17 protein-coding genes are annotated in these 24,432 nt (G+C 41.9%); 6 read left to right on the top strand and 11 right to left on the bottom strand.

All coding sequences use genetic code 11. The features are described 5' to 3' along the window. Positions 1–13 precede the first annotated feature (13 nt). The 11 genes from AC6IZ0_RS16590 to AC6IZ0_RS16540 form a co-directional block, all read right to left on the bottom strand. Complete coding sequence (locus AC6IZ0_RS16590; protein ID WP_497723932.1) at positions 14–700, bottom strand: glycosyltransferase family 2 protein; 687 nt, start codon at positions 698–700, stop codon at positions 14–16. 267 nt (positions 701–967) lie between these two features. Next, positions 968–1,279 carry a class I SAM-dependent methyltransferase gene (locus AC6IZ0_RS16585; RefSeq protein WP_497723930.1) on the bottom strand — a complete coding sequence of 104 codons (312 nt, stop codon included), beginning with the start codon at positions 1,277–1,279 and terminating at the stop codon, positions 968–970. A 101-nt stretch (positions 1,280–1,380) separates the two neighbouring features. Further along, positions 1,381–2,538 carry a glycosyltransferase family 4 protein gene (locus AC6IZ0_RS16580; RefSeq protein WP_497723929.1) on the bottom strand — a complete coding sequence of 386 codons (1,158 nt, stop codon included), beginning with the start codon at positions 2,536–2,538 and terminating at the stop codon, positions 1,381–1,383. 35 nt (positions 2,539–2,573) lie between these two features. Continuing rightward, positions 2,574–4,898, bottom strand: coding sequence for a glycosyltransferase family 4 protein (locus AC6IZ0_RS16575; protein WP_497723928.1), 2,325 nt, complete (start codon positions 4,896–4,898; stop codon positions 2,574–2,576). Next, positions 4,895–6,304 (bottom strand): methyltransferase domain-containing protein, encoded by a 1,410-nt coding sequence (locus AC6IZ0_RS16570; protein ID WP_497723927.1) that lies wholly within the window; start codon positions 6,302–6,304, stop codon positions 4,895–4,897. Before AC6IZ0_RS16570 ends, AC6IZ0_RS16575 begins: the two co-directional genes overlap by 4 nt. A gap of 2,629 nt (positions 6,305–8,933) precedes the next feature. Further along, on the bottom strand, positions 8,934–12,647 hold the full coding sequence (locus AC6IZ0_RS16565; protein ID WP_497723925.1) for an Ig-like domain-containing protein: 3,714 nt from the start codon (positions 12,645–12,647) through the stop codon (positions 8,934–8,936). A 514-nt stretch (positions 12,648–13,161) separates the two neighbouring features. Continuing rightward, the gene (locus tag AC6IZ0_RS16560; protein WP_497723923.1) at positions 13,162–14,418 is read right to left on the bottom strand and encodes an ABC transporter ATP-binding protein; all 1,257 of its coding nucleotides are present in this window, start codon (positions 14,416–14,418) and stop codon (positions 13,162–13,164) included. A gap of 166 nt (positions 14,419–14,584) precedes the next feature. Further along, on the bottom strand, positions 14,585–15,418 hold the full coding sequence (locus tag AC6IZ0_RS16555; RefSeq protein ID WP_271731873.1) for an ABC transporter permease: 834 nt from the start codon (positions 15,416–15,418) through the stop codon (positions 14,585–14,587). A 111-nt stretch (positions 15,419–15,529) separates the two neighbouring features. After that, a complete protein-coding gene (locus AC6IZ0_RS16550; protein ID WP_497723920.1) occupies positions 15,530–16,438 on the bottom strand; it encodes an Rpn family recombination-promoting nuclease/putative transposase in 909 nt (302 codons plus the stop codon). A gap of 152 nt (positions 16,439–16,590) precedes the next feature. Continuing rightward, positions 16,591–17,571, bottom strand: a complete 981-nt coding sequence (locus AC6IZ0_RS16545) for an Rpn family recombination-promoting nuclease/putative transposase (protein WP_497723918.1) — start codon at positions 17,569–17,571, stop codon at positions 16,591–16,593. 152 nt (positions 17,572–17,723) lie between these two features. Beyond that, complete coding sequence (locus AC6IZ0_RS16540; protein WP_497723917.1) at positions 17,724–17,879, bottom strand: hypothetical protein; 156 nt, start codon at positions 17,877–17,879, stop codon at positions 17,724–17,726. Positions 17,880–18,419: 540 nt separating this feature from the next. Here AC6IZ0_RS16540 and petP point away from each other — a divergent pair. From petP to AC6IZ0_RS16510, 6 genes are all read left to right on the top strand, one after another. After that, positions 18,420–18,611: a cytochrome b6f subunit PetP gene (petP, locus tag AC6IZ0_RS16535; RefSeq protein WP_271731811.1), complete on the top strand. Its 192-nt coding sequence runs from the start codon at positions 18,420–18,422 to the stop codon at positions 18,609–18,611. 87 nt (positions 18,612–18,698) lie between these two features. Continuing rightward, positions 18,699–19,799 (top strand): Get3/ArsA fold putative tail anchor-mediating ATPase NosAFP, encoded by a 1,101-nt coding sequence (locus tag AC6IZ0_RS16530; RefSeq protein WP_280792512.1) that lies wholly within the window; start codon positions 18,699–18,701, stop codon positions 19,797–19,799. Positions 19,800–19,880: 81 nt separating this feature from the next. Then, the gene (gene chlG / locus AC6IZ0_RS16525; protein ID WP_497723915.1) at positions 19,881–20,921 is read left to right on the top strand and encodes a chlorophyll synthase ChlG; all 1,041 of its coding nucleotides are present in this window, start codon (positions 19,881–19,883) and stop codon (positions 20,919–20,921) included. 103 nt (positions 20,922–21,024) lie between these two features. After that, a complete protein-coding gene (locus AC6IZ0_RS16520) occupies positions 21,025–21,675 on the top strand; it encodes an IS607 family transposase (RefSeq protein ID WP_497723914.1) in 651 nt (216 codons plus the stop codon). A 9-nt stretch (positions 21,676–21,684) separates the two neighbouring features. Further along, positions 21,685–22,761: an RNA-guided endonuclease InsQ/TnpB family protein gene (locus tag AC6IZ0_RS16515; RefSeq protein WP_497723912.1), complete on the top strand. Its 1,077-nt coding sequence runs from the start codon at positions 21,685–21,687 to the stop codon at positions 22,759–22,761. 686 nt (positions 22,762–23,447) lie between these two features. Next, complete coding sequence (locus tag AC6IZ0_RS16510; RefSeq protein WP_497723911.1) at positions 23,448–24,404, top strand: reverse transcriptase domain-containing protein; 957 nt, start codon at positions 23,448–23,450, stop codon at positions 24,402–24,404. The last annotated feature ends 28 nt before the right edge of the window (positions 24,405–24,432 follow it).

The raw sequence follows: 24,432 nt of genomic DNA, 5'->3' as shown, positions 1-24,432 counted from the left end.
TTGTTAATAGGCTCTAAAATAGATTATATTTGAATATACAATAAATCGCCCTAAATCCATCTTTCCAACCAATCTTCTTTCCTTCTTTGTAAGTCCGACCATAATAGGAAATACCCACTTCATAAATGCGACATCCTATCTTGGCTACCTTGGCTGTAATTTCTGGTTCAAAGCCAAATCTATTTTCTTTTATGCGTATAGATTGAATTATTTCCCGGCGGAAGGCTTTATAACAAGTTTCCATGTCTGTCAGGTTAATGTTAGTAAACATATTGGATAGCATTGTTAAAAAACCATTACCGACCCTGTGCCAATAATAGACTACTCTATGAGGTCTACCACCCTGAAAGCGAGAACCGAAAACTACATCAGCTTTTCCTGATATGATCGGTTGAATCATTAAAGGATATTCTTGGGGGTCGTATTCTAAATCAGCATCTTGAACAATAACAATATCTCCAGTGGCGGCGGTAAATCCTGTTCTTAAAGCTGCGCCTTTTCCCTGATTTTTATGGTGATAAATAACTTGATCTACTTCTGATTCTAATTGAGAATGTAATAATTGTCTGGTGCCATCTGTGGAATAGTCGTCAACGATAATGATTTCTATGCTTTCCACAGGAGAGGCTTTGACTGCTTCTATTACTTGGCCAATTGTGCCGAGTTCGTTATAACAGGGAATTACAACAGATAATTTCATAAATTTACTTGACTTAAAACTTTATTTAACAACTGTACAAAAATTGTTCATTCCTAACTGAAAGTATTGATGATGAAAGTTTTGAAATTTGGTCAGATTAACTAAAACCCTGTGTAGTTTCTGGCGGTTATAGTATCTTTTGTGATCTCGAATTTCGGCAGCACTGACAATTTTTAGCCGATAAGCTAAAAACTCCAAAACAGGTTGTGACCAAACTGATGGTACTGTTAAGATTAATTTGCCTCCTGGAATCAGCACTCGGTAAATTTATTGTAATATCTCCCTCTCTTGCTCAATGTGTTCTAAAACTGCAAGCATGGTGACTACTTCAAAACTTGCATCTGCAAAGGGTAAATGGTTCTCAAACCTTAGTTGTTTGGTTTGAATATTACCCATTTGCAAGTCCTTGACTTTAAAGTCAACACCAAAACCTTGTTTGATATGGGGCGCAATAGCTTTTAAAAAAGTCGCTTTAGTGCCACAGCCTATATCCAAGAGTAGGGAGTTTTTGGGAATATGGGGCTGGACTCTCCACAGTCTTAGTCGTCTTAGTATTGGTTCTAAAAGTGCCTCGCTCATATTTGATTTGTTAAAAAGTGAAATAACCTCTCAACTACCGTCTTAAAATTGGAAAATGCTAATTTAGGATTATAGCAGAATAAAGAGTATAAAATTTTTGCTTATTCCAGTAGTTTTAAATATTTTTCTTCAATCTTAGTCCATATATAATTTCTTTCTACAAATAATTTTCCTTGCTTACCTAATCGATTGCTTACTGACTCATCCATTGTTTCAATTGCAACTTGAAACTCATCTGGATTTGTATACCAAACCCCACCATTAGACCGGCGACATTGCCCCACTAATACATCACATCTACCATTAACTAAGACAGGTTTACCTACTACCCAAGCCTCTAACAAGACAATAGAAAGGCTCTCATAGGGTGAGGACATGACTAGTAAATCGCAAGCTGCTAAAGCATCCCACTTGGTTTGTTCATCTACAAAACCCAATGAGATAATATCTGGATGTTGGGGAATTGGCATTGCGGCCTTACCTAACAAAACCAACTTTCTTAAACCTGATTCCTGGTTTCGCAATAGGGTGAAATAATCAAAAAGTTGGTCACATCCCTTAGATTGGTCTATTCTGCCAGCATACAGTAAAAAGGGTTCATGTAGATTGTGTTTGTGCCGAAATCCTTCTGCATTCAGGGTAAGCGCTGGGTTTACCGCTACCCCCGCAATTGGTCCGCTGAAACTGACCCGGGGAAAACGAGTTACTAAAAAATCCCTTTCTTCTGGGGTGTTAAAAATAAAGCCCTGTGGTTTTTTAAAGAAATTTTCCCACATACTTAGGTAAATAGGCCATTCATCATGGGCGCAGGGAACTAAGTAGGCTTTCTCTGCCACTAATGGCAAAATTAAATAGGTGGTGGCATATAAATAAGTAAAGAAAATAAAGGCATCATATTCATCTTTGTGTTTTTGAACGTAAGCAATTAAGTCGGGAGACACTGGCCCTTGGGCTTGCATCCAGGTTTCTTGCTCCTCAAGGGTAGCTGTTAACAAATGATGAGAAATCTCTGCAGACAAATAATTAAATTTTTCGATGTCTCTGGTGGGAGCTACCTGGAAGCGTCGCACCGTCACACCGGAAATTTCAGTAACTCCCGGTGGATAGTAATTTTGCCATTGAATATAGTCTAATGCACAGGTTGTCAGTATTTCTGTTTCCCAGTAATGAGACATTTTCTGGGCTACTTGAAGACAGAGAGTTTCTGAACCGCCATTTACCTCTAATCCACACCTTTGCACCACAAAAGCAACCCTCATTATAACTCCTGATATGGATAAGTTTTATACAAATATTACATATCTGACATTCTCATAGCCATTTCACTTATTTTTTGATGGACATTATCCAATGAAAAATCATTTATACGCCGACGTTGAGCATTGATTACTTTTGCTCTTAAACCCCGATCGCCCACCAGAATTTTAGCAAGAGCGATCACTGCAATTAAGTCCTCCTTAGTGGTGAAAAGTATACCCCCCTCTCCCAAGGTTTCTGGTACAGCAGTGCTGGCGTAAGCCAAAATGGGAATATCAAACCACATAGCCTCAATTAAGGGTACACAAAAACCTTCATGTTCACTCATTGACCAGAACAAGTGGGCTGTGCGATAAAATGCCAATAGTTGAGCATCATTGACTTGACCTGGAAGCATGACAAACTGTGTCAGCCTGAGCTTGTCTATGGTGTTGAGTAAATGTCGATAGTATGGATCCTTCGGGTCTCCTTGTCCTACTAAAATGAGTCTGGCCTGTTGATCCATGGTCAGGTAATGGTCAAAGGCTGTTAGTAAATCATCTTGACATTTATTGGGGGCTAAACGACCCACAAATAATAAATTTGTTTTACCATCTTGCAGGTGTTCCATTAATTCCACATCTGCAGCCATATCCCATTTACTGGGGTCTACTGCTATGGGTAATACACCGGGGTTACTAAAACCAGATGCTAAAAGTTCCCCAGCATTATAAGCAGAATCTCCTAAGGAAAGGGGAAAATACTGGGCTAGTTGTGGGAGTTCCCCACGACCTTTGCTCAGAATCTGGGCAAAGTCTGGTCGATAAGGTAAAAAGAACTCAGCGGGGGTGATATTGTGATAGATTAAACATTTGACATTCCGGTGAGCGATCGCATAATCTGTCAGTTCGGTACCGATAGAATGATGATAGATTAAACCTGCTGTTTGACTAATAGCATGGGGTTGAAATACTTTAGCTTCCTGAGCAACTCGGTCATCTAAATATTTGACAAAAATCTTGGATTCATAGCCGCACTTACGTAAATAATCTCTAATTGCTAAAGCATGATTAGAAATAGCATCACCATAGGCTAAATTAGGTAGTAGTTGGTGGATTTCTTTCAGCTTTCCTGAACTGAGGTTATTGATCAGCGGTGGGGATTGTGGAGATAAACCCAATACCAATTCATAACGTTCTATGACCCGATCCCAAACAGCATTTTCTTGGGCATATTTTTGACCATTGATGCCGTATCTTGTGATTGTGTCCTGATCTAATTGGTCAAATTCAGCAAATAATTCTGACCATTCTATTTCTGTTGCTGCTAGCAAACCACCTTTAGCAGATTTTACTGCCATTGCAGTAGCCAAGCAACTACTATGAGCCGCTACGGGCTTACCATAGAACCAAGCCTCCATAATCACCCGGGAATAACTTTCGTTTTGGCTCGGTTGAAATAAAGCTAAACAATTAGCTAATAATGTCGCTTTTTGATTTTCTGTGACTAGACCTAAATCTATTAATCCTTCTATGGACTTGAGAAAAGATGGATTACCAGGCCCAACAATAACTAATTTCAAATGAGAATCTAAATGCTTTTGCTTAAAATCACTATAAGCCCTCACTAATAAATCAGTATTTTTGGTTACATCTCTGCGACCTAAACACAGAATATATTTTTCTGGTTGTGGGTAAAAATTTTTAATTTCAATAGTTGGTGTATTATCATGAGGTTCTAATTCTATGCCAGCACCTGCAACTATACTTTTGGGGATAATTCCCGGACCATATAACTGTTTGGCTAATTCTGCTTCACCTTCACTAATAAATAACAACCCTTTAGCGGCGTGAAAAATTTCAGCCACCTGTGGTAAATAGGCATAAACTTCATCATGTAAACAAGGCTGAAGAAATGCTCGGCTAGACACCAGGGGTAAACCATTTAAAATTACACCATAAAGATAGGGAATAAATATAAATGCTTGATAGTTATTTTGATTTTCGTTTAAAAAATTTAGTAATGCAGTGGAATTAATATTTTCCTGAGCAAAGACATCTGCATCCTCTAAAACAACTGGACTAACTCCTGTTCTTAAATGGGAAGATGGTAAACTTAACATCGCAGAATTAACTGCATCAAACCTAGTGCTATTTCTAGGATTAACAGGAAAGCGTCTAATTTTTATCCCTAGTTCTTGAGTTAACCCTGGTTTGAGATGATTTACAGACCAATCATCTGCAAAAGATTGACAACAGGTTGTCAAAACCTCGATTTCATGTCCTCGCTGCGCTAAACGGGTTGCAATTTGCCAAGCTTGTTGTTCTGCTCCTCCTTTTAACTCCTTACCAAACCAAGGTGTAACTATTGCTATTGAGTTCATAATTTATACCCTACAATTGCATAATCTTGGCAACCATAAAAGTAATGATTAAAGCGTTGGGCTAAATCTTCACCTTTAACTTGTTGATTCTCTGGGTATGGATGTAATTTCATCACTTGGATATTACATAAACCAGATATTTCAGCGATAAACTGAATTGTGGCGCTAGGTAATGGGTGGTGATGGGTGGGATCTAAATAAAAATTATTGCTACCTACTAAAATGTTCTCAGGATTGGGGGTTTCAAAAATTACTAACCCCTGGGGTTTCAGCACCCTAACTGTTTCTGCAAATAACCGCATCAATAGTTTAAAGGGTAAATGCTCAATAATATGAAATCCTGTGACAGCACCCAAACTGTTTTCTGGTAAAGTTTGTAAATAATCGATCGCATCTGCAGCTATAACATCCAAAGCTCTGGCTTGACATTGCTCTATCATCACTCTATTGATATCTATACCTTTAGATATATATCCAGAGTCCCTGAGTAATTCTAACCATTCACCCCGCCCACAGCCTATATCTAAAATAGGCGCGTCTGGTGTACCAATATTGGCTTGCTCAATCAGAGGCAAATATACTTTTAATCTATTTAATATATCTTCACGGCTACCCCGGAAATAATCTTCAAAAGCCACATAGAAAGCATCTAACAAATGTTCATCTTCATTGACAAAGGTTTGCAGCTGTTCTTGATCAAAAGGTGCGGGTAATCGTCGCCGCGCTTCCTCCAAAAATAATCCTATTAACCGCTTCTGCTGCATGAGATCATTTTTCACATAGCTGTCATTTCTGATATAATCATCATGGGTGGTTTGTAGTTGAGTATCTACTGTTTGTAGGCGCTCATGGGTGGTTTGTAGTTGAGTATCTACTGTTTGTAGGCGCTCATGGGTGGTTTGTAGTTGGGTATCTACTGTCTGTAGGCGCTCATGGGTGGTTTGTAGTTGAGTATCTACTGTCTGTAGGCGCTCATGGGTGGTTTGTAGTTGGGTATCTACTGTTTGTAAATTTTCATTAATCTGTGTTTTTAAGCTGGAGATTTCTGCTATTAGTTGTTGGTTGATAACTACAGATTCTCTGAGAGCTTGGAGCAAATTAAAATTTATTTCTCTTTGGTCTTTGAAGAGAAAATTTAATAATTTTAAAGTGGCTTTTTGTAACTTTTTGCTCAGATTAAAAGGAAAGCGGTTGAGTTTATCAGGCCACTTGGTGCGAGTATATGCCCTATCCTCAGCATTTTTGAGGAAAGATTCAATATAACTCAGGTGTAATGTCAGATTACTTGTATCTGGGTCAGATGATTTGATGACTCGATGAGGTTGACCCTTGCGTTTAGCCACCTCATTGCGGATCTTGGCCATTAATTCATCAACGTTAATTTCGGGATTGTTTTCTCCGATCATCGCTCAACATATCTAACTAAATTAAGCTGTATCCTATCATCAAGTGAACAGTGACTAACATGGTTTACAAAAAAAACTAGTTCTAGCTCTCCCTTAAAGATAGCTGTGGTTTAAATGTATCATTTCTGGGGAAAATTTCAGCAATTTTGGGTAATTTTTGGCAGCAGTTAACTATAATATTCTCATCGATCGCGATCACCATGGAAAACTAAAAAACATAGGGGCGATAGCGAAGCGCTGCTGCAAGCAGATCGCACCAGGGCTGCTGATAAACCAGCCGGGGAATTAATTCCCCGGCTGAAAGCGAAAGTCCACTAAAAGTGGACTATTAGGTAACATAAAATACTCTAAGCAATGATTTTTTCCCCTATTTTTCCTGTGAGAATTAACACTCAGTCGGATTTATCCGACTTTAGCTATTAGACAGGGGTTTCTAACCCCTGGCGGGGTGGGCGCTCGCACTTTGTGTTAGGGGCGCTCGCGAAGCGCTGCTGCAAGCAGATCGCCTTTGTCCTACGAGCGCTCACCTTTGTGGTAGGGGCGATAGCGAAGCGCTGCTGCAAGCAGATCGCACCAGGGCTGCTGATAAACCAGCCGGGGAATTAATTCCCCGGCTGAAAGCGAAAGTCCACTAAAAGTGGACTATTAGGTAACATAAAATACTCTAAGCAATGATTTTTTCCCCTATTTTTCCTGTGAGAATTAACACTCAGTCGGATTTATCCGACTTTAGCTATTAGACAGGGGTTTCTAACCCCTGGCGGGGTGGGCGCTCGCACTTTGTGTTAGGGGCGCTCGCGAAGCGCTGCTGCAAGCAGATCGCCTTTGTCCTACGAGCGCTCACCTTTGTGGTAGGGGCGATAGCGAAGCGCTGCTGCAAGCAGATCGCACCAGCGCTGGTGATAAACCAGCCGGGGAATTAATTCCCCGGCTGAAAGCAAAAGTCCACTAAAAGTGGACTATTAGGTAACATAAAATACTCTAAGCAATGATTTTTTACCCTATTTTTCCTGTGAGAATTAACACTCAGTCGGATTTATCCGACTTTAGCTATTAGACAGGGGTTTCTAACCCCTGGCGGGGTGGGCGCTCGCACTTTGTGGTAGGGGCGATAGCGAAGCGCTGCTGCAAGCAGATCGCACCAGGGCTGCTGATAAACCAGCCGGGGAATTAATTCCCCGGCTGAAAGCAAAAGTCCACTAAAAGTGGACTATTAGGTAAGATAGAATACTCTAGGCAATGATTTTTGACCCTATTTTCCCTGTGAGAATTAACACTCAGTCGGATTTATCCGACTTTAGCTATTAGACAGGGGTTTCTAACCCCTGGCGGGGTGCGCGCTCGCACTTTGTGTTAGGGGCGCTCGCGAAGCGCTGCTGCAAGCAGATCGCCTTTGTCCTACGAGCGCTCACCTTTGTGGTAGGGGCGATAGCGAAGCGCTGCTGCAAGCAGATCGCACCAGCGCTGGTGATAAACCAGCCGGGGAATTAATTCCCCGGCTGAAAGCAAAAGTCCACTAAAAGTGGACTATTAGGTAACATAAAATACTCTAAGCAATGATTTTTCCCCTATTTTTACTGTGAGAATTAACACTCAGTCGGATTTATCCGACTTTAGCTATTAGACAGGGGTTTCTAACCCCTGGCGGGGTGGGCGCTCGCACTTTGTGTTAGGGGCGCTCGCGAAGCGCTGCTGCAAGCAGATCGCACCAGCGCTGCTGATAAACCAGCCGGGGAATTAATTAAGCGTCTGAAAGCAAAAGTCCACTAAAAGTGGACTGGTAGGTAAGATAGAATACTCTAGGCAATGATTTTTGACCCTATTTTTACTGTGAGAATTAACACTCAGTCGGATTTATCCGACTTTAGCTATTAGACAGGGGTTTCTAACCCCTGGCTCACCCCTGGCTGGGGTGGGCGTTGACTATGAGCAATAGCGAAGCGCTGCTGCAAGCAGATCGCGGCGATCGCTGCTGATAAACCAGCCGGGGAATTAATTCCCCGGCTGAAAGCGAAAGTCCACTAGAAGTGGACTATTAGGTAACATAAAATACTCTAAGCAATGATTTTTCCCCTATTTTTACTGTGAGAATTAACACTCAGTCGGATTTATCCGACTTTAGCTATTAGACAGGGGTTTCTAACCCCTGGCTCACCCCTGGCTGGGGTGGGCGTTGACTATGAGCGATAGCGAAGCGCTGCTGCAAGCAGATCGCGGCGATCGCTGCTGATAAACCAGCCGGGGAATTAATTCCCCGTCTGAAAGCGAAAGTCCACTAGAAGTGGACTATTAGGTAACATAAAATACTCTAAGCAATGATTTTTGACCCTATTTTTACTGTGAGAATTAACACTCAGTCGGATTTATCCGACTTTAGCTATTAGACAGGGGTTTCTAACCCCTGGCGGGGTGGGCGCTCGCACTTTGTGTTAGGGGCGCTCGCTGCGGTGGGTTTTGACGGCGGACGTTAACTCTGCTGGGTAATATCCCCGACTTCTACCAAAATTTATCACTACCTGACAAGAACATAGTCAGAAGTCGGGGATATGAGTACTAATTCTGACAAAAAAAAGGGCATAAGTTGATTATGCCCTAGAAAAACCTATGAAAAAGGTATGTTCCTATTTATCTACGCAAAAATGAAATCTGCTGCAGTTAGAGTATAAGTACCAGTAAGTTGAACGAAGAAGTCATCTGCAGTACCAGCATTATCGGCACCAGGAACACCACCAGTACGCAAAATGTAAGTATTACCTCCTAATTCAAAAGCACTTAATCTGTTCTCACCAGCAATTCCTGCTGCTGCATTAACAATATTTCTGAAGTTATCTTCAACAGTTAGGTTAAGCGCCACCGCTGCAGCATCGACCACTGCTTGCACCCCAGCGACCGGCACGAACTGAGCCGCAGTAGTTCCTGTAGCTGTCAAATCAATTCTGTCGGTTCGTTTGAAGTCAGTGATGACATCGAATGTTGTATTCGCACCCGTTAAAGTTCCAGCAGTGGAGTCAGTAGCAGCAAGATAAACGAAGGTATTAGCACCAGCACCACCGGTTAATCTGTCAGCACCAGCACCACCGGTTAAGGTGTCATCACCAGCGCCACCGGTTAAGGTGTCAGCACCAGTACCACCGGTTAATATGTCAGCACCAGCAGTACCGGTAGCTGTTAAATTGGCAGTAAAGCCAGCTTGACCTGGATTAATTGTTATTCCAGTAGGATTGTTTCCAGTGAGGGTAGGAGCAGCGATCTGCAGGTTTCGGTTACCTGTGACATTAATGGTTAATGTATTTGAATCACTGGTTATTTGGGTGATGTTATTTGTCCCCGCTGCAGCAGCACCTAGGTTGGAAGTGATATTTAAGGTTGCAGTAACAACAGTTGGTGCAGGATTCAGTGGAGGATTCTGTGGAGTAGTTGTTAAGGTTAAGTTAACACTTTGTGCTGCTTCTCTAAGATTTAAAGTTTGTAGTGTTCTTGTAAATCTTGTGTTGTCATTAGCATCAACTCCTCCTCCACTTTCCAGGGTAAATCTGTCATCGGGAGCTGCACCACTGAGATCAACCGTTGTTGCAAACAATTCATAGTTGTTAATCCCGGTGATTGTACTAGCGTCTACTGTTGCTGTGGTCAAATTAACAGGAGGGTTCGCTTGAGGGTTCGCTAACCTTTCTAATCGCAAGGTTTCAATGCTAACAGCAGCATTGAGGGCAGTAAGTAAGCGAATATTAGCAGCAGTATTATCAAAGCCAATAGTTTCTCTATTACTCCTCAATACCAATGTATCTGTATCACTGCCACCATTAATAACATCATTTTGATTCCAGTTATCGACTGCATTCCCTACCAGGATAATAGTGTCATCGCCATCGTCGCCGATTAATGTGTGATTGCCGGTACCATTTACTGTCAGACGGTCATCACCAGCACGACCGATTAATTCATGATTGCCATTACCATTTACTGTCAGACGGTCATCACTATCATTACCTTCGGGACCACCTCTTAAGATGCTACGACCAGTAGTATTATTGACCGTGACAGTGTTGTTACCAGTACCACCATTAAATTCAACGCTTCCACCTTGAAGGATCAAGGGTAAAACATCATTGTTTGCATCCAAACCACCGTTTAAATCACCAGTGTGTTGTGAGGCTTCAACCCTTGTCTGAGCATTATCGTTTAAAGCGATTGGGTTGGTAACAGTTAGGTCAGCATCCCCAGTAATATTGATGGTTCTCAGAGCATTGCCATTGTTTGTGAATGCTAAAGTGTCAACTTCATTATTTCCATTTGTTTCTAGGTTGAGGGTAGCGATTCTGTCACCGAAGATGTTAAGTGCATTCAACTGAGAATCATTCAAGGTGACAGAAGCAGTGGTTGCATTATTACCAAAATCGCCAGTAATATTGGGGTCATTAGTAACGTCCTCAATACCAAATCTAATCCCTTGTAATCCTGAAACTGTCGGGCTTACTATGACAGTGTTAGGGATAACTGGGTTAGGGATAACTGGGCCTGTTGGGTTAGATTGAATGATTACTTCCTGAATACCGCTACCAGCTAAACGGGTGAAGTCAATATTATTAGTCAATCCGATTAATTCAACTCGTTCAACACTGGTTAAAGTCGGGACTGTACCATTGGCACCGTAATATTGGAAGGTATCTGTACCAGCTCCACCGTTGATCTGGTCTCCAGCTTGGACACTACTAGAAAATCCAATACCACCACCACTGTTGTCACCAACAAACAGGTCATTACCACTGGTACCTCGTACATTATCGAGTGCATTGGTGAGTACAAAAGTTCTGCGAGTATCAAATGTGCTTTCCTGCCCAAAATTCGTATTACCCGTTGCATCGGTAGCTACGCCTTCTTGTACAGCTACTCTCACCTCTGATGCACTAGCATTGGGAGTTACCGATAAAGTGTATACACTGTCACTAACTTTATTGAAAGCTCCCGGAGTACCATTTGTAATGCCGATATCGCCGGCTTCAAAGCCATCGACATTTTCTGTGAAAGTAAAGGTGAAAAGAAAGTCGCCGTTCTCTAAGGGTTGGTCATCAATTCTAACTTCTGGTCGCGCATCAACAGGCGAAGCACCACTGGCAATACTTTGGTTACCAGCAGCATCAGCAGCGGCTCCGGCTATTACACTGACGGTGGGTGTGGCACCTGCAGTGGGAGTAACTGCTAAGGTGTACTGAGTACCGGCGGTGACTTCGTTGAAAGCTCCTGCTGTACCGCCGGTGACTGTAATATCTTCAGCAGCAAAACCAGTTACAGCTTCAGAGAAGTTGAAGGTGTAGAGAGTATTGTTAAGACCAGGAGTAACTGTGACTGTGGGCGCTTTGGTATCAACTACTTGAACTACTCTCTGCTCTTCCACCGCCACTGTCAAATCACCTTCAAAGTTGGCATTAGGTGTAACAACTAAGGTGTACTCAGTACCGCTAACTGCGTTGAAAGCTCCTTTAGTCCCGTTGGTGACTGTAACATCATCAGCGTTAAAGTCTGTGGCAGGTTGGTCAAATCTGAAAGTGTAGGTGATATTTCCGGTAGCAGTCCCCTCCACATTGTCTGTAATGGTGACACCACCGGGAGTGGGAGATCCGCCGACTAACTGATCAACACGTCCGTCAAAATTGTTCAGGTCTTCCTGAGTTGCATTCCCCAGGATTTCTAGATACACCTCACCTTTGGTGGCAGTATTGAGTCTTCCAGTCCATCTACTGAGATCCTCTGCTGAAGCTGGCCGACCAAAAGCATTTTGATATACGAAACTAACAAACTCATTATTAGTTGTGTATTTACCTTGTGCTTCCGTGGAGTTAGCAGTACTATCAATAAGTTGAGCAATGGATAGAGTACCAGCCTTCAACAACTCAACTCCACCTTGAAGACCGCCTTCTTCTCCAGCCCGACCCAGTAACGCTACATAAAATTGTTGAATAGCTAACTCGTAGCTGTCATTTTTTGCAGTTTCAATGTTAGTTCTCAGGGTTTCTGCTTCGGGACGCTGACTATTCTGGATTCCCTGTAAAGTTTCCAGAACCCACTCAGATCGTTTGGATGGATCTGGTGTTGCGCCTAAACGCCCTGTTAAACTAATTCGAGCAACTATGTCTGGTTGCAGCGCAAAATTTGCGTAAACCCGGTCAATAAATTGATCTGTAGTTAAACTGTTTATTTCTGGTGAATTAGCAAAACCTGAGGCCAATTGTGCCAATGTCAAGGTTTTGCCTAGTTCCAGCCCCTGAACTAAACCTAGGGTATCTGCCGCTTTACCACGGAAAGCAATATATAAACTTTGGATTTGATCAATAGTTACTGTCATAACTTGGGATTTTCACTCCTTCAAGGTTGGATACAACGCAACACCACACTAATTGTAACAGAAAATTGACTGCAAGTTCTGTTACATACATATTATTATTTGGCTATCAATTTTACACTTCTTTGGTTCAAAAGTTGCCAGAGTGTAACATTGTGCCACAAATTATGATATAGCATTTCCTCTTGTTTTTGTCATCTACTTTTAGATAGATGTTTAATTTGGCTTTTTGTTGTCATCTACCTAAAGGTGTATATTAATTTAAGACTCGTGATCATATGCCTATGCCCATGGCCAGGGGTTAAAAATGCCCGAAACCTAGGCAGAATAGAGAATTCACATATTAATGTGAATTCTAAGAGGATGTTTGATCAGTCATGATTAGTGTATCAACTATTATGTTACCCCTCCCTAACCCTCCCCTTGTCAGGGAAAGGTGACTGGATTTTATTGTTTTTTGTGTGTTCCCCAATCCTTCCGGCGTTACCTGTTACCTGTTACCTAAGATAAAAATTACCTAAAGATTGAACCTAATACAAGATTTTAAATCTATCAAGCCATCACAGGAAGTACCGTTATGGACTTCAAAAACTACCAGTTCATCCACCCAGTCATAACTTACGCCTGTTTCGGAATGTATACCCACCGTAATCGTATAAACCCCCTTATTCATTAAGCAGGGAACTTGAAACACAACTTGTAATTGTTGATTTTGTGGAATATCCGGTAATTTAACCTGCTGTAAGTGGGTGTTAGTACCATAAATTACTAAACCCATGAGATTTCTTAAGGATATACCAACAACTAAATCAGAAAGCTCCCCTTGAGCTAGGATTAATATACTAATTTCAAAACTCTTACCCGTCTCTAATTTGGTGACTGCTTCACCCTGGTCATCCAGAATAGTTACCTCTTGAATGACTGCTAGCTGATTACCATGCCTACTTAAACCATCATAGTGATTATTTGGACTCTTATCATCAGGCTGGTCAACTAATTGGGCGCTCTGGGTGATTCTGGTTTCGGTTTCCGGCTGATCATCTGTGCTTAACAGGGCAATATAATGGTTAACTATATCATTAGGAGTACCTATTTCTAGCATTCTGCCAGAATTCATCAACATAGCGCTATGACATAACATTTTCACACTACTGGCATCATGGGAAACAAATAATATAGTTACCCCCTGTTCTTTGAGTTGACGAATTCGCTTCATACAGCGAGCTTGAAACTTTGCATCCCCCACAGCTAAAGCTTCATCTACTATCAAAATACTCGGTTCTGTATGAGCGACTACCGCAAAAGCCAACCTGACCACCATCCCACTAGAATAAGTCTTCACAGGATGGTCAATAAAATCCCCAATTTCCGCAAAAGCTGCTATATCATCAAACTTAGCTGTTATTTCTTCTCGACTTAAGCCTAAAATTTGACCGTTAAAAAATACGTTTTGTCTCCCAGTAAACTCTGGGTTAAACCCGCTACCTAGTTCAAGGAGGGCGGATACCCTACCATTAACAAATACTTCACCTGTAGTTGGGGTGAGGGTTCCGGCGATAATTTGTAAAAGTGTGCTTTTACCAGAACCATTTTGACCAATAATTCCTAAGGTTTCCCCTTGGGGAACCTGTAAGTTAATATCCCGGAGCGCCCAAAATTCCTGGGCGTAGTTTTTATTGGGTAGTAAAATTTCCTTGAGCTTATCTACTGGACGAGGATAACGCTTGTAAGACTTGGAGATGTTCTTTAGTGAAATGGCAATTTCCTCACCCATATCTATCTTATATTATTTTCCATGGTCGTAAGGTACAAAGTTTTTTAGTTTGAGGGAACAGGGAACAGGGAACAGGGAATAGGGAATAGGGAATAGGGAATAGGGAATAGGGAATTGGTGTGTGCTTCATTAGACACACAGAAAGGATATATTAGTAAAAACTTTGCTACAGGACATCAGCAAAAGCCGGACGCAGCTTTTTATAAACGGTAAACCCAAAACCAAATATAATCAAGGCGACTATACTAGCAACCCCCCATTCTCCCCAATGTTGCACCTCTCCCACTAAAATTAAATCACGATATACCTCGGCGATGGACGTGAGGGGATTTAACCAAAATACCCAATTGCGCCAACCTTCGGGAATTGAAGTAGCGGGATAAATAATTGGTGTTAAATACAACCAGATATTTAAAACTACCCCCAGGGTTTGGGGAACATCACGCAAAAAAACCGTTAACCCCGCAGCTAAATAACCCAAACCGGTGGTTAAAAGTAATTGGGTTAACCAAACCAAAGGTAACAGCGCCAGGGTAGTATGTAATGTGTGAGTTTGGATAGCGACAAATACAATCAACGCCATTAAACCAAAAGAACTTTCAATAAAGGTAGATAAAATTGGCACCAAGGGTAACAAAGCTAGGGGAAAAACCACCTTTTTAACTAAATTTGGTTGTCCTACCACGCAACCAGCGGACTGGATGAGTCCCCCAGAAAAAGCAATCCAGGGAAGCAAACCCGCAAATAACCACAATCCGAAGGTAAAATTATTTTCGGGGAGACTCGTCAGGCTTAACTTGACTCTCAGGACAATGGCAAATACGTAAGTATAAATCAGTAACTGTGAAAGCTGATTTACCAATGGCCACAAATTCCCCAGGATTGACCCCTTATACCGCGCTTCTAAATCTCGCCTGACTAGGGTTCTGAGTAAATCCAACTTAGCCCTTAACTGCTGATTTATTGGCAGTATACTCCTCAGCTTCCCTGGGTATCCCATAATTCCCACTAATTAATCCTTACTCATAACTGATTACTGATAGCGTTTTCTGATTATACTGCTCAACATACCCGACTTGTGTTAGAAATCGGGTATCTGACTAATAATAAACTACAGATGAGACTGTAACCATATTTGCAAATCAGCCACAGTGGTAAAGTCTAACAAGTCCTCACCCAAAGCCTCAATCTGTGATAAAGATAACCCCTGTATCTGTGATCCACACTGGGGGGAAACCTCACCCAAGCGACGATTTAATAACCGCATCACCAAAGATAAAGCTTCCTGTGTGCGACCCTGTTCCAGACCCCGTTCCAAACCCCGTTCCAGACCCTGTTCGAGACCCTGTTCGAGACCCTGTGTGCGACCCTGTTCGAGACCTTCTTCCTTAGCTTCCCGTATAGCTCTAGGTTCCACTAAATCCAATCCCAACATAGAGACAATTTCCTCTCTACTTAAGTTTGTAAACTTGTAAATAATAATTGTCGTCACTAAATCTATTATGGCTGTTTGTGACTCTTGCTGTGCTTGTGTGAGTAAAAACCTGGCGGTATCTATAGCTTCTGTTCCTTCCTTAACAGTCAGCAACATCAACCCTAACCCCAAACTCTGTTCCTCCACATCCCCCAACTCATCTAAATAGATTCGGTGTACTTGTCCTCCCGACAGTAGGGAACGATGAATGTTTAAATTACTGGGTTCTAAATTACGAGAGCCAAAAATAATCACTCCTACCCAGTCATCATAACGAATCGAGTGACGGTATAAAAACAGAGATAATTCTGAAAAGAACCGAAAATACAAATCTTCATCTTTTTGAAACTGTACCTCAGCTAAAAATACTACTTGAGAATCTGCATCATCGGGGGGTAAAAATACTCCATCAATGCGGAAGGAAGTTTCTTTGACTTCCACAGACTCAAACTGATAATTAGTAGCTGCTGGGGGTGGTTCCACTAGTTCAAACAATAAAGCCGGAAATTGCTTAAATAGTTTGTAAAAAATAGAATCCCTTCTCATGGGTGGTTTTTGGATATTTTAGCTCAATTGTCAAGCCAATAGGCTGGAAATGTATTTTTTACAGATTACCACGAACCCCCACTAGGGAATTAAATTAACCTTAACAACATACCCGACTTGTGTTAGAAATCGGGTATCTGACTAATAATAAACTACAGATGAGACTGTAACCATATTTGCAAATCAGCCACAGTGGTAAAGTCTAGCAAGTCCTCACCCAAAGCCTCAATCTGTGATAAAGATAACCCCTGTATCTGTGATCCACACTGGGGGGAAACCTCACCCAAGCGACGATTTAATAACCGCATCACCAAAGATAAAGCTTCCTGTGTGCGACCCTGTTCCAAACCCTGTTCCAAACCCCGTTCCAAACCCCGTTCCAGACCCCGTTCCAGACCCCGTTCCAGACCCCGTTCCAGACCCTCTTGGCGACCCTGTTCGAGACCCTGTGTGCGACCCTGTTCGAGACCCTGTGTGCGACCCTGTTCGAGACCTTCTTCCTTAGCTTCCCGTATAGCTCTAGGTTCCACTAAATCCAATCCCAACATAGAGACAATTTCCTCTCTACTTAAGTTTGTAAACTTGTAAATAATAATTGTCGTCACTAAATCTATTATGGCTGTTTGTGACTCTTGCTGTGCTTGTGTGAGTAAAAACCTGGCGGTATCTATAGCTTCTGTTCCTTCCTTAACAGTCAGCAACATCAACCCTAACCCCAAACTCTGTTCCTCCACATCCCCCAACTCATCTAAATAGATTCGGTGTACTTGTCCTCCCGACAGTAGGGAACGATGAATGTTTAAATTACTGGGTTCTAAATTACGAGAGCCAAAAATAATCACTCCTACCCAGTCATCATAACGAATCGAGTGACGGTATAAAAACAGAGATAATTCTGAAAAGAACCGAAAATACAAATCTTCATCTTTTTGAAACTGTACCTCAGCTAAAAATACTACTTGAGAATCTGCATCATCGGGGGGTAAAAATACTCCATCAATGCGGAAGGAAGTTTCTTTGACTTCCACAGACTCAAACTGATAATTAGTAGCTGCTGGGGGTGGTTCCACTAGTTCAAACAATAAAGCCGGAAATTGCTTAAATAGTTTGTAAAAAATAGAATCCCTTCTCATGGGTGGTTTTTGGATATTTTAGCTCAATTGTCAAGCCAATAGGCTGGAAATGTATTTTTTACAGATTACCACGAACCCCCACTAGGGAATTAAATTAACCTTAACAACATACCCGACTTGTGTTAGAAATCGGGTATCTGACTAATAATAAACTACAGATGAGACTGTAACCATATTTGCAAATCAGCCACAGTGGTAAAGTCTAGCAAGTCCTCACCCAAGCGACGATTTAATAACCGCATCACCAAGGATAGAGCTTTCTGTGTACGCCACCGTTCCAGAGCCTGCTCCAGACTTTCTTCCTTCACAACCAGCAACCTGAGTGTTAATTTTTATAGTCAAAATAGGGTCAAAAATTATGGACTACACCGCGATCGCCCACCCCGCTACATTAAAAATCACCATTACATCTGGGGCGACTCTGAGTTTAGGGAATCCCTGAACATAAAGGTGAGCGCCCGTAGGACAAAGTGCGATCTGCTTGCAGCAGCGCTTCGCTATCGCCCACCCCGCCAGGGGTTAGAAACCCCTGGCTAATAGCTGATAGCGGTAGCGTGGCGTTAGCCATAGTCGGATAAATCCGACTGAGTGTTAATTATCACATACTCATGACGGTTGACGGTTGACTGATTTGCCCTCCTCAAAAATTAACCTTTGTTATAAATTAATTGTTATAAATTATGGGGGTCTATTCCTTGAGACCTTAGATACTTTTCGAGTCTATCAGCCCGTAGGCGTTCCTGTTCGGCCTGTAGGCGCTAACTCTTTTCCCTCATGACCCAAATCTATTACCGCCGGGTCACTGATTCAGGTAAACTGAGACTTGGTTTATTGCATTGTGACTAAGTATGGAAATTGGACAAAAGGTAAAAGTTTTTCGTTTGCGCGATCGCGTGTCTGCTAGTATTGCCAAAAAACTCGGACAAATCGGCATTATTCAAGGCTACAAAGTCGCTGATGGCTGTGGAATTGGTGTAGTGGTACTGTTTGACGACAATTCATCTACTTGGTTTTTTGAAGATGAAGTCAAACCAGTGTAATAGATAGAACTCAAAGCAGAAGCTAAGAGTATTTGCCTAGTGCTAAGTTGGAGTAGAACAGATTGCCGGGAAAAAGAGAATCAACTAATGTCCCTGATATTGACATTTTTGGGCAAAGGCGGTACGGAGCGTACTAAAATTGCGATCGCCACCGCCAAGTTATTGGCAACCCAAGGTAAGCGGGTACTTCTAGCAGGGTTAACAGAACCAGTTTTACCCATGTTACTGGAGCAAACCCTAACCCCTGACCCCCAGGAAATTGCCCCCAATTTACAGGTAGTGCAATTTAAATCCTCTGTATTGCTAGAACGCAGCTGGGAAGAAGTGAAAAAACTGGAGGCGCAATACCTCCGCACACCCATCTTCAAAGATGTTTATGGTCAAGAACTGGTAGTATTACCAGGGATGGACAGCGCCCTAGCCTTGAATGCGATCCGCGAATATGATGCCAGTGGCAAATATGACGCGATTATCTATGATGGCACCGGTGATTCCTTTACCTTGCGAATGTTGGGGATGCCAGAATCTCTGAGTTGGTATGTGCGGCGATTTCAGCAATTATTTGTCAACTCCGATTTAGGGAAAACGATTGCGGAATCGCCCTTAATTCAGCCGCTAATTAGCAGCTTTTTTAATGTCAACTGGACAGCAGATAACTTTGCTCTACCCACCAACCAGGTGAATAATTTCTTAGACAAGGGAAAAGCAGCTCTTGCAGATCCTCATCACGTGGCGGCCTTCTTAGTGACTACACCAGACCCCCTACAAGTAGCAACTGCTCGTTATTTGTGGGGTAGCGCTCAACAAATCGGTTTAACGGTGGGTGGTGTGATGGTGGTGTCACCCACAGATCAAGTCAACCTCTCGGAAGAATTTAGACCTCTGACGGTGAGCGTTGTTCCCGACTCTCCCACAGGGGAATGGCAACCTTTAATAGATGCTCTACCCAACTTTGTAGAACAAGCATTACAGGCTCCCAAACCCATGGAAATCGACACCCATAACCGTCAAGTCCGCCTATTCTTGCCAGGATTTGACAAAAAGCAAGTCAAACTTACCCAATATGGACCAGAAGTTACAGTGGAAGCAGGAGACCAACGGCGTAATCTCTTCCTACCCCCGTCCCTAACTGGTAGACAGGTAACGGGAGCCAAATTTCAGAATAATTATTTGATAATTTCTTTTTAAGTCCTGGGTACTGGGAATTGGGTAATCAAAACCATCTATTCCCCATTCCCTAGTCCCTCTTCCCATTCATAAGTAAGTCTGATGTCAGAACCAACCCCTATTAAACCTAATTCCCAGCCAGCAGAGGCTATAGATTCAGTTAAACCCAACCAGGAAATGACAGCAGTTGCTGACCGCAGCGCCAAAACTCGCCAATTACTGGGGATGAAAGGCGCAGCACCGGGGGAAAAGTCCATCTGGAAAATCCGCTTACAACTGATGAAACCCATCACCTGGATTCCCCTGATTTGGGGGGTGGTCTGTGGTGCGGCTTCTGCGGGTAATTACACCTGGACTTGGGAAAATGTCTTGAAGTCCGCCGCTTGTATGTTGCTTTCGGGTCCTTTACTCGCCGGTTATACCCAAACTCTCAATGAATACTATGATCGGGAAATTGACGCGGTAAATGAACCCTACCGCCCCATTCCCTCTGGTGCTATTCCCTTACCCCAAGTCATTACCCAAATTTGGGTATTGTTAATCTCAGGTAATGCTCTGGCTTTTGTATTAGATGTGTGGGCTGGTAATGAATTTCCCACAATCACAACTATAGCTATTCTGGGTTCTTTTATTGCTTATATTTATTCAGCACCACCATTAAAGCTCAAACAAAACGGTTGGTTAGGCGGTTATGCTCTTGGTGCTAGCTATATGGCTTTTCCTTGGTGTACGGGTCATGCGTTGTTTGGTGAACTGAATTGGAAAATTGTCGTGATCACTGTGGTTTACAGCTTGGCTGGTTTGGGTATTGCTATTGTTAATGATTTTAAGAGTGTGGAAGGCGATCGCCAGTTCGGATTAAAATCATTACCTGTGATGTTTGGTGTCACCAGAGCCGCTTGGGTCTGTGCAGCCATGATTGATGTTTTTCAAGCGGTGATTGCAGTTTACCTGCTCACTATTCATGAAAACTTGTATGCGGCAATTTTACTGTTGTTAATCATCCCCCAAATCACCTTCCAAGATATGTATTTCCTGCGTGACCCTCTGAAAAATGACGTTAAATACCAAGCCAGCGCCCAACCCTTCCTAGTCTTGGGAATGTTGGTGGCTGGTATAGCTCTGGGCCATGCTGGCATTTAGTTTCTCTAGTCCAGGGGAAAAAATGATGGGTTAGGAGTAGTAGCCTAGTTGACAATTAAATAGACAAACCTATACACTTATCTACAAACCTATAAGTGTATTTATGTTTAAACCTCATGAGTTTGCAAAGAAAATTGGGGTGTCAGTCAAGACATTACAACGATGGGATTCAGTTGGGAAACTTCCTGCTAAAAGAACATTATCAGGACATCGTTTCTATACTGAAGATGACTTATTAATAGCCCAAGGACTGAAACCTATTGAATCAAAACGAAAAGTAATAGTTTATTGTCGGGTATCATCTAGTCGGCAAAAACCGGAACTAAAAAATCAAATATCCGCAATGGAAACTTTTTGCTTAAATAGGGGATTATCTGTTGATGATTGGGTGTCAGAAATTGGTGGAGGTTTAAATTTTAAAAGAAAAAAATTTCTGTCAATAATGATGTCGATGTTAAAAGGCGAAATTTCAACGATTGTTGTGGCTCATAAGGATAGAATGTGCCGATTTGCTTTTGATTTCATCCTGGAACTAGCTACATCTGTAAGATGTGAAATTATTGTAGCCAATCAAGAATCACTATCTCCACAACAGGAATTAGTCGAGGACTTAATGGCAATCATTCATTGTTTTTCTGGTCGCTTGTACGGGTTGAGAAATTATTCCAAGGAAATCAAGGAAACGCTTAAAAAAGCTATTGACGAACCTAAACAAGATATTACAGAATTAGACAAGAAAGAAATACAGTGTTGAGGTCGAGCAATGCTTTTATCCATCAAAACAAAGTTAAAGCTGAGTAAAGCCCAAGAAATAATAATGAATAAACACGCAGGTATTGCCAGGTTTACTTATAACTGGGGTTTAGCTACTTGGAATAATCTTTATAAAGATGGATTAAAGCCCAACAAATATATTCTGAAGAAATTTTTTAATAACCATGTTAAACCTGAGTTTGAGTGGATTAAACAAAAAGGTATTTGTCAGAAAATAACTCAATATGCTTTTGACCATCTAGGCGATTCTTTCTGTAGATTCTTTGGCGGTAAAGGTGGATATCCTAAGTTTAAAAATAAAGGACATCGCGACGCGTTTACCATTGATGCTGGAGGTAAGCCGATTCCAGTAGGCGGCAAATCAATAAAGCTACCGACGATTGGATGGGTAAAAACTTATGAAGGCTTACCACACACAACCTGTAAATCAATCACAATATCAAAAACTGCTAATAGCTGGTTTATTGCTTTCGCTTACAAGCAAGAACACAAAGCAATAGATAAGCAGCACGAGATTGTAGGGGTGGATTTAGGGGTTAAGGAACTAGCTACACTTTCTACTGGGGTAGTGTTTCCTAATCCTAAGCATTACAAAGCTAATTTAAAGAAGCTGAAAAGATTATCTAGAAAGTTTGCTCGCAAAAACAAAGGTTCTAATAACCGACACAAAGCTAAAATTCAACTGGCTAAACATCACGCTAGAGTAGCTAATCTTAGAAAAAATACTCTTCACCAAATCACTACTTTCTTATGCAAAAACCACGCAAAAATAGTAGTAGAAGATTTAAATGTTTCTGGGATGATTTCAAATCATAAATTAGCTCAAGTAATCGCTGATTGTGGTTTTTATGAATTTAAGCGCCAGTTAGAATACAAGGCTAAAAAGTTTGGTGGTGAAATTGTAATCGCGGATAGATTTTACCCTTCAAGTAAGACCTGCTCAAATTGTGGGCATATCCAAGATATGCCACTAAAAGAAAGAATTTACAACTGTGGAAGTTGTGGTCATTCAATGGACAGGGATTTAAACGCAGCAATTAACTTATCGAGGTTGGCTAAACCTTGAAAGCTTACTGAGGGAGTGTGATTCGTTCTTCCTAAATGAGTAGAAATGCTCAGGGACGGAAGGTAAGACTGGGTAAAAACCAGATTCTTATAACTGTGTGTACATGGTGCGACTCGTTCTCTCGATCGGGAGCATTTATGCTCAGGGATGAGAGGTAAGACTGGTAAAAACCAGATTCTTATAACCGTTCGTGTTCATGTGGGTGAAAATCCCACCCCCTAGGTGCAAGGGTGACAGCATCTCCCTTACGGTAGCGACTAGCCATCAATCCGTAAAGCACCGGAGAAAAGGCGTTCCTACTGAGAGCCTAACTTGGTACACGTCAAGCAAAGTACCCATGAGTAAGATTTCCTAAGATGTGTCTGAAGCGTCGTTACACAGAACCAGCCAAATAAGGCTGACAGGCTGGAACCAAAAGGTAAAGGATAAGGAGACGGCTGTCGTGGACAGACCGTTAAGCACTTCCGAGAAACCCGGCGTAAAGCATCACTCTAAAGGTACACAGAATGGACACACGGAACGAAGTAACCCCTTGTTAGCTCTTTTAGAAGGTCGAATCTAAAAGTAGGTGCTAACCGGATGCTGCAAGTGGGTCAGATTGAGTCAGAAGCGAACGCTTAGGGTAATGCCTAAGATATGCTGACAGATTCACGGTGATATGGAAGATAAAGTCTCAAGTAGGAATTATGTCTAAAACGAGTGTAAAGACTACGGTAGAATGGAACACGATTAACTGGAAACAGTTAGAACGTCGCGTTTACAAAATCCAAAAACGAATTTATCAAGCCTCAACCCGTGGTGATGTCAAGGTGGTTCGTGGACTCCAAAAGGTGCTGATGAAGTCTTGGTCAGCCAAAGCTTTGGCTACACGTAGGGTAACTCAAGACAACCAAGGAAAGAAAACCGCCGGTGTAGATGGAGTGAAAGCTTTATCACCCAGCGAAAGATTAGAATTGGTAGAAGAGTTAAAACTAGGGTCTAAACCCAAACCAACCAGAAGAGTTGGGATCGACAAACCTGGAAGGGATGAGAAAAGACCACTAGGAATACCTACAATCTATGATAGGGCTTTACAGTCGCTTGTCAAACTAGCCTTAGAGCCAGAATGGGAAGCCAAGTTTGAGCCTAACTCATATGGATTCAGACCAGGGCGCTCATGTCATGATGCCATGGCAGCAATATTTAATGCTATCAGATACAAACCCAAATTTGTATTAGATGCTGATATCGCTAATTGTTTTGACAAGATTAACCATCAAGCATTGTTAAAGAAACTGAACACCTACCCTAAACTACGTCGTCAAATCAAAGCGTGGTTAAAAGCAGGTGTGGTTGATAGCAAAGTCCTGTTTTCTACAGAAGAAGGTACACCGCAAGGAGGTGTCATATCCCCTCTGTTAGCAAATATAGCCTTACACGGTATGGAAGAAATTCTTAAAGAATTTGTTTCAGAATTATCAGGTAAAGGCTCTAGAGAGAAGAAGGCTAAAGCAATATCAATCATTAGATATGCGGATGATTTTGTAATCCTGCATGAAAATCTAACAGTTATTGAACAGTGCAGGGAAATCCTAGTCAAATGGCTGAATGAAATGGGATTGGAATTAAAACCTAGTAAGACCAGATTGGCTCACACTCTGTAGGAACACCAATCAGAGAAACCAGGATTTG

This window comes from Anabaenopsis sp. NIES-4685 (assembly GCF_059725405.1).
The sequence above is the reverse complement of the archived record's forward strand: the minus strand, read 5'-3'. Positions and strand labels throughout refer to the sequence as shown.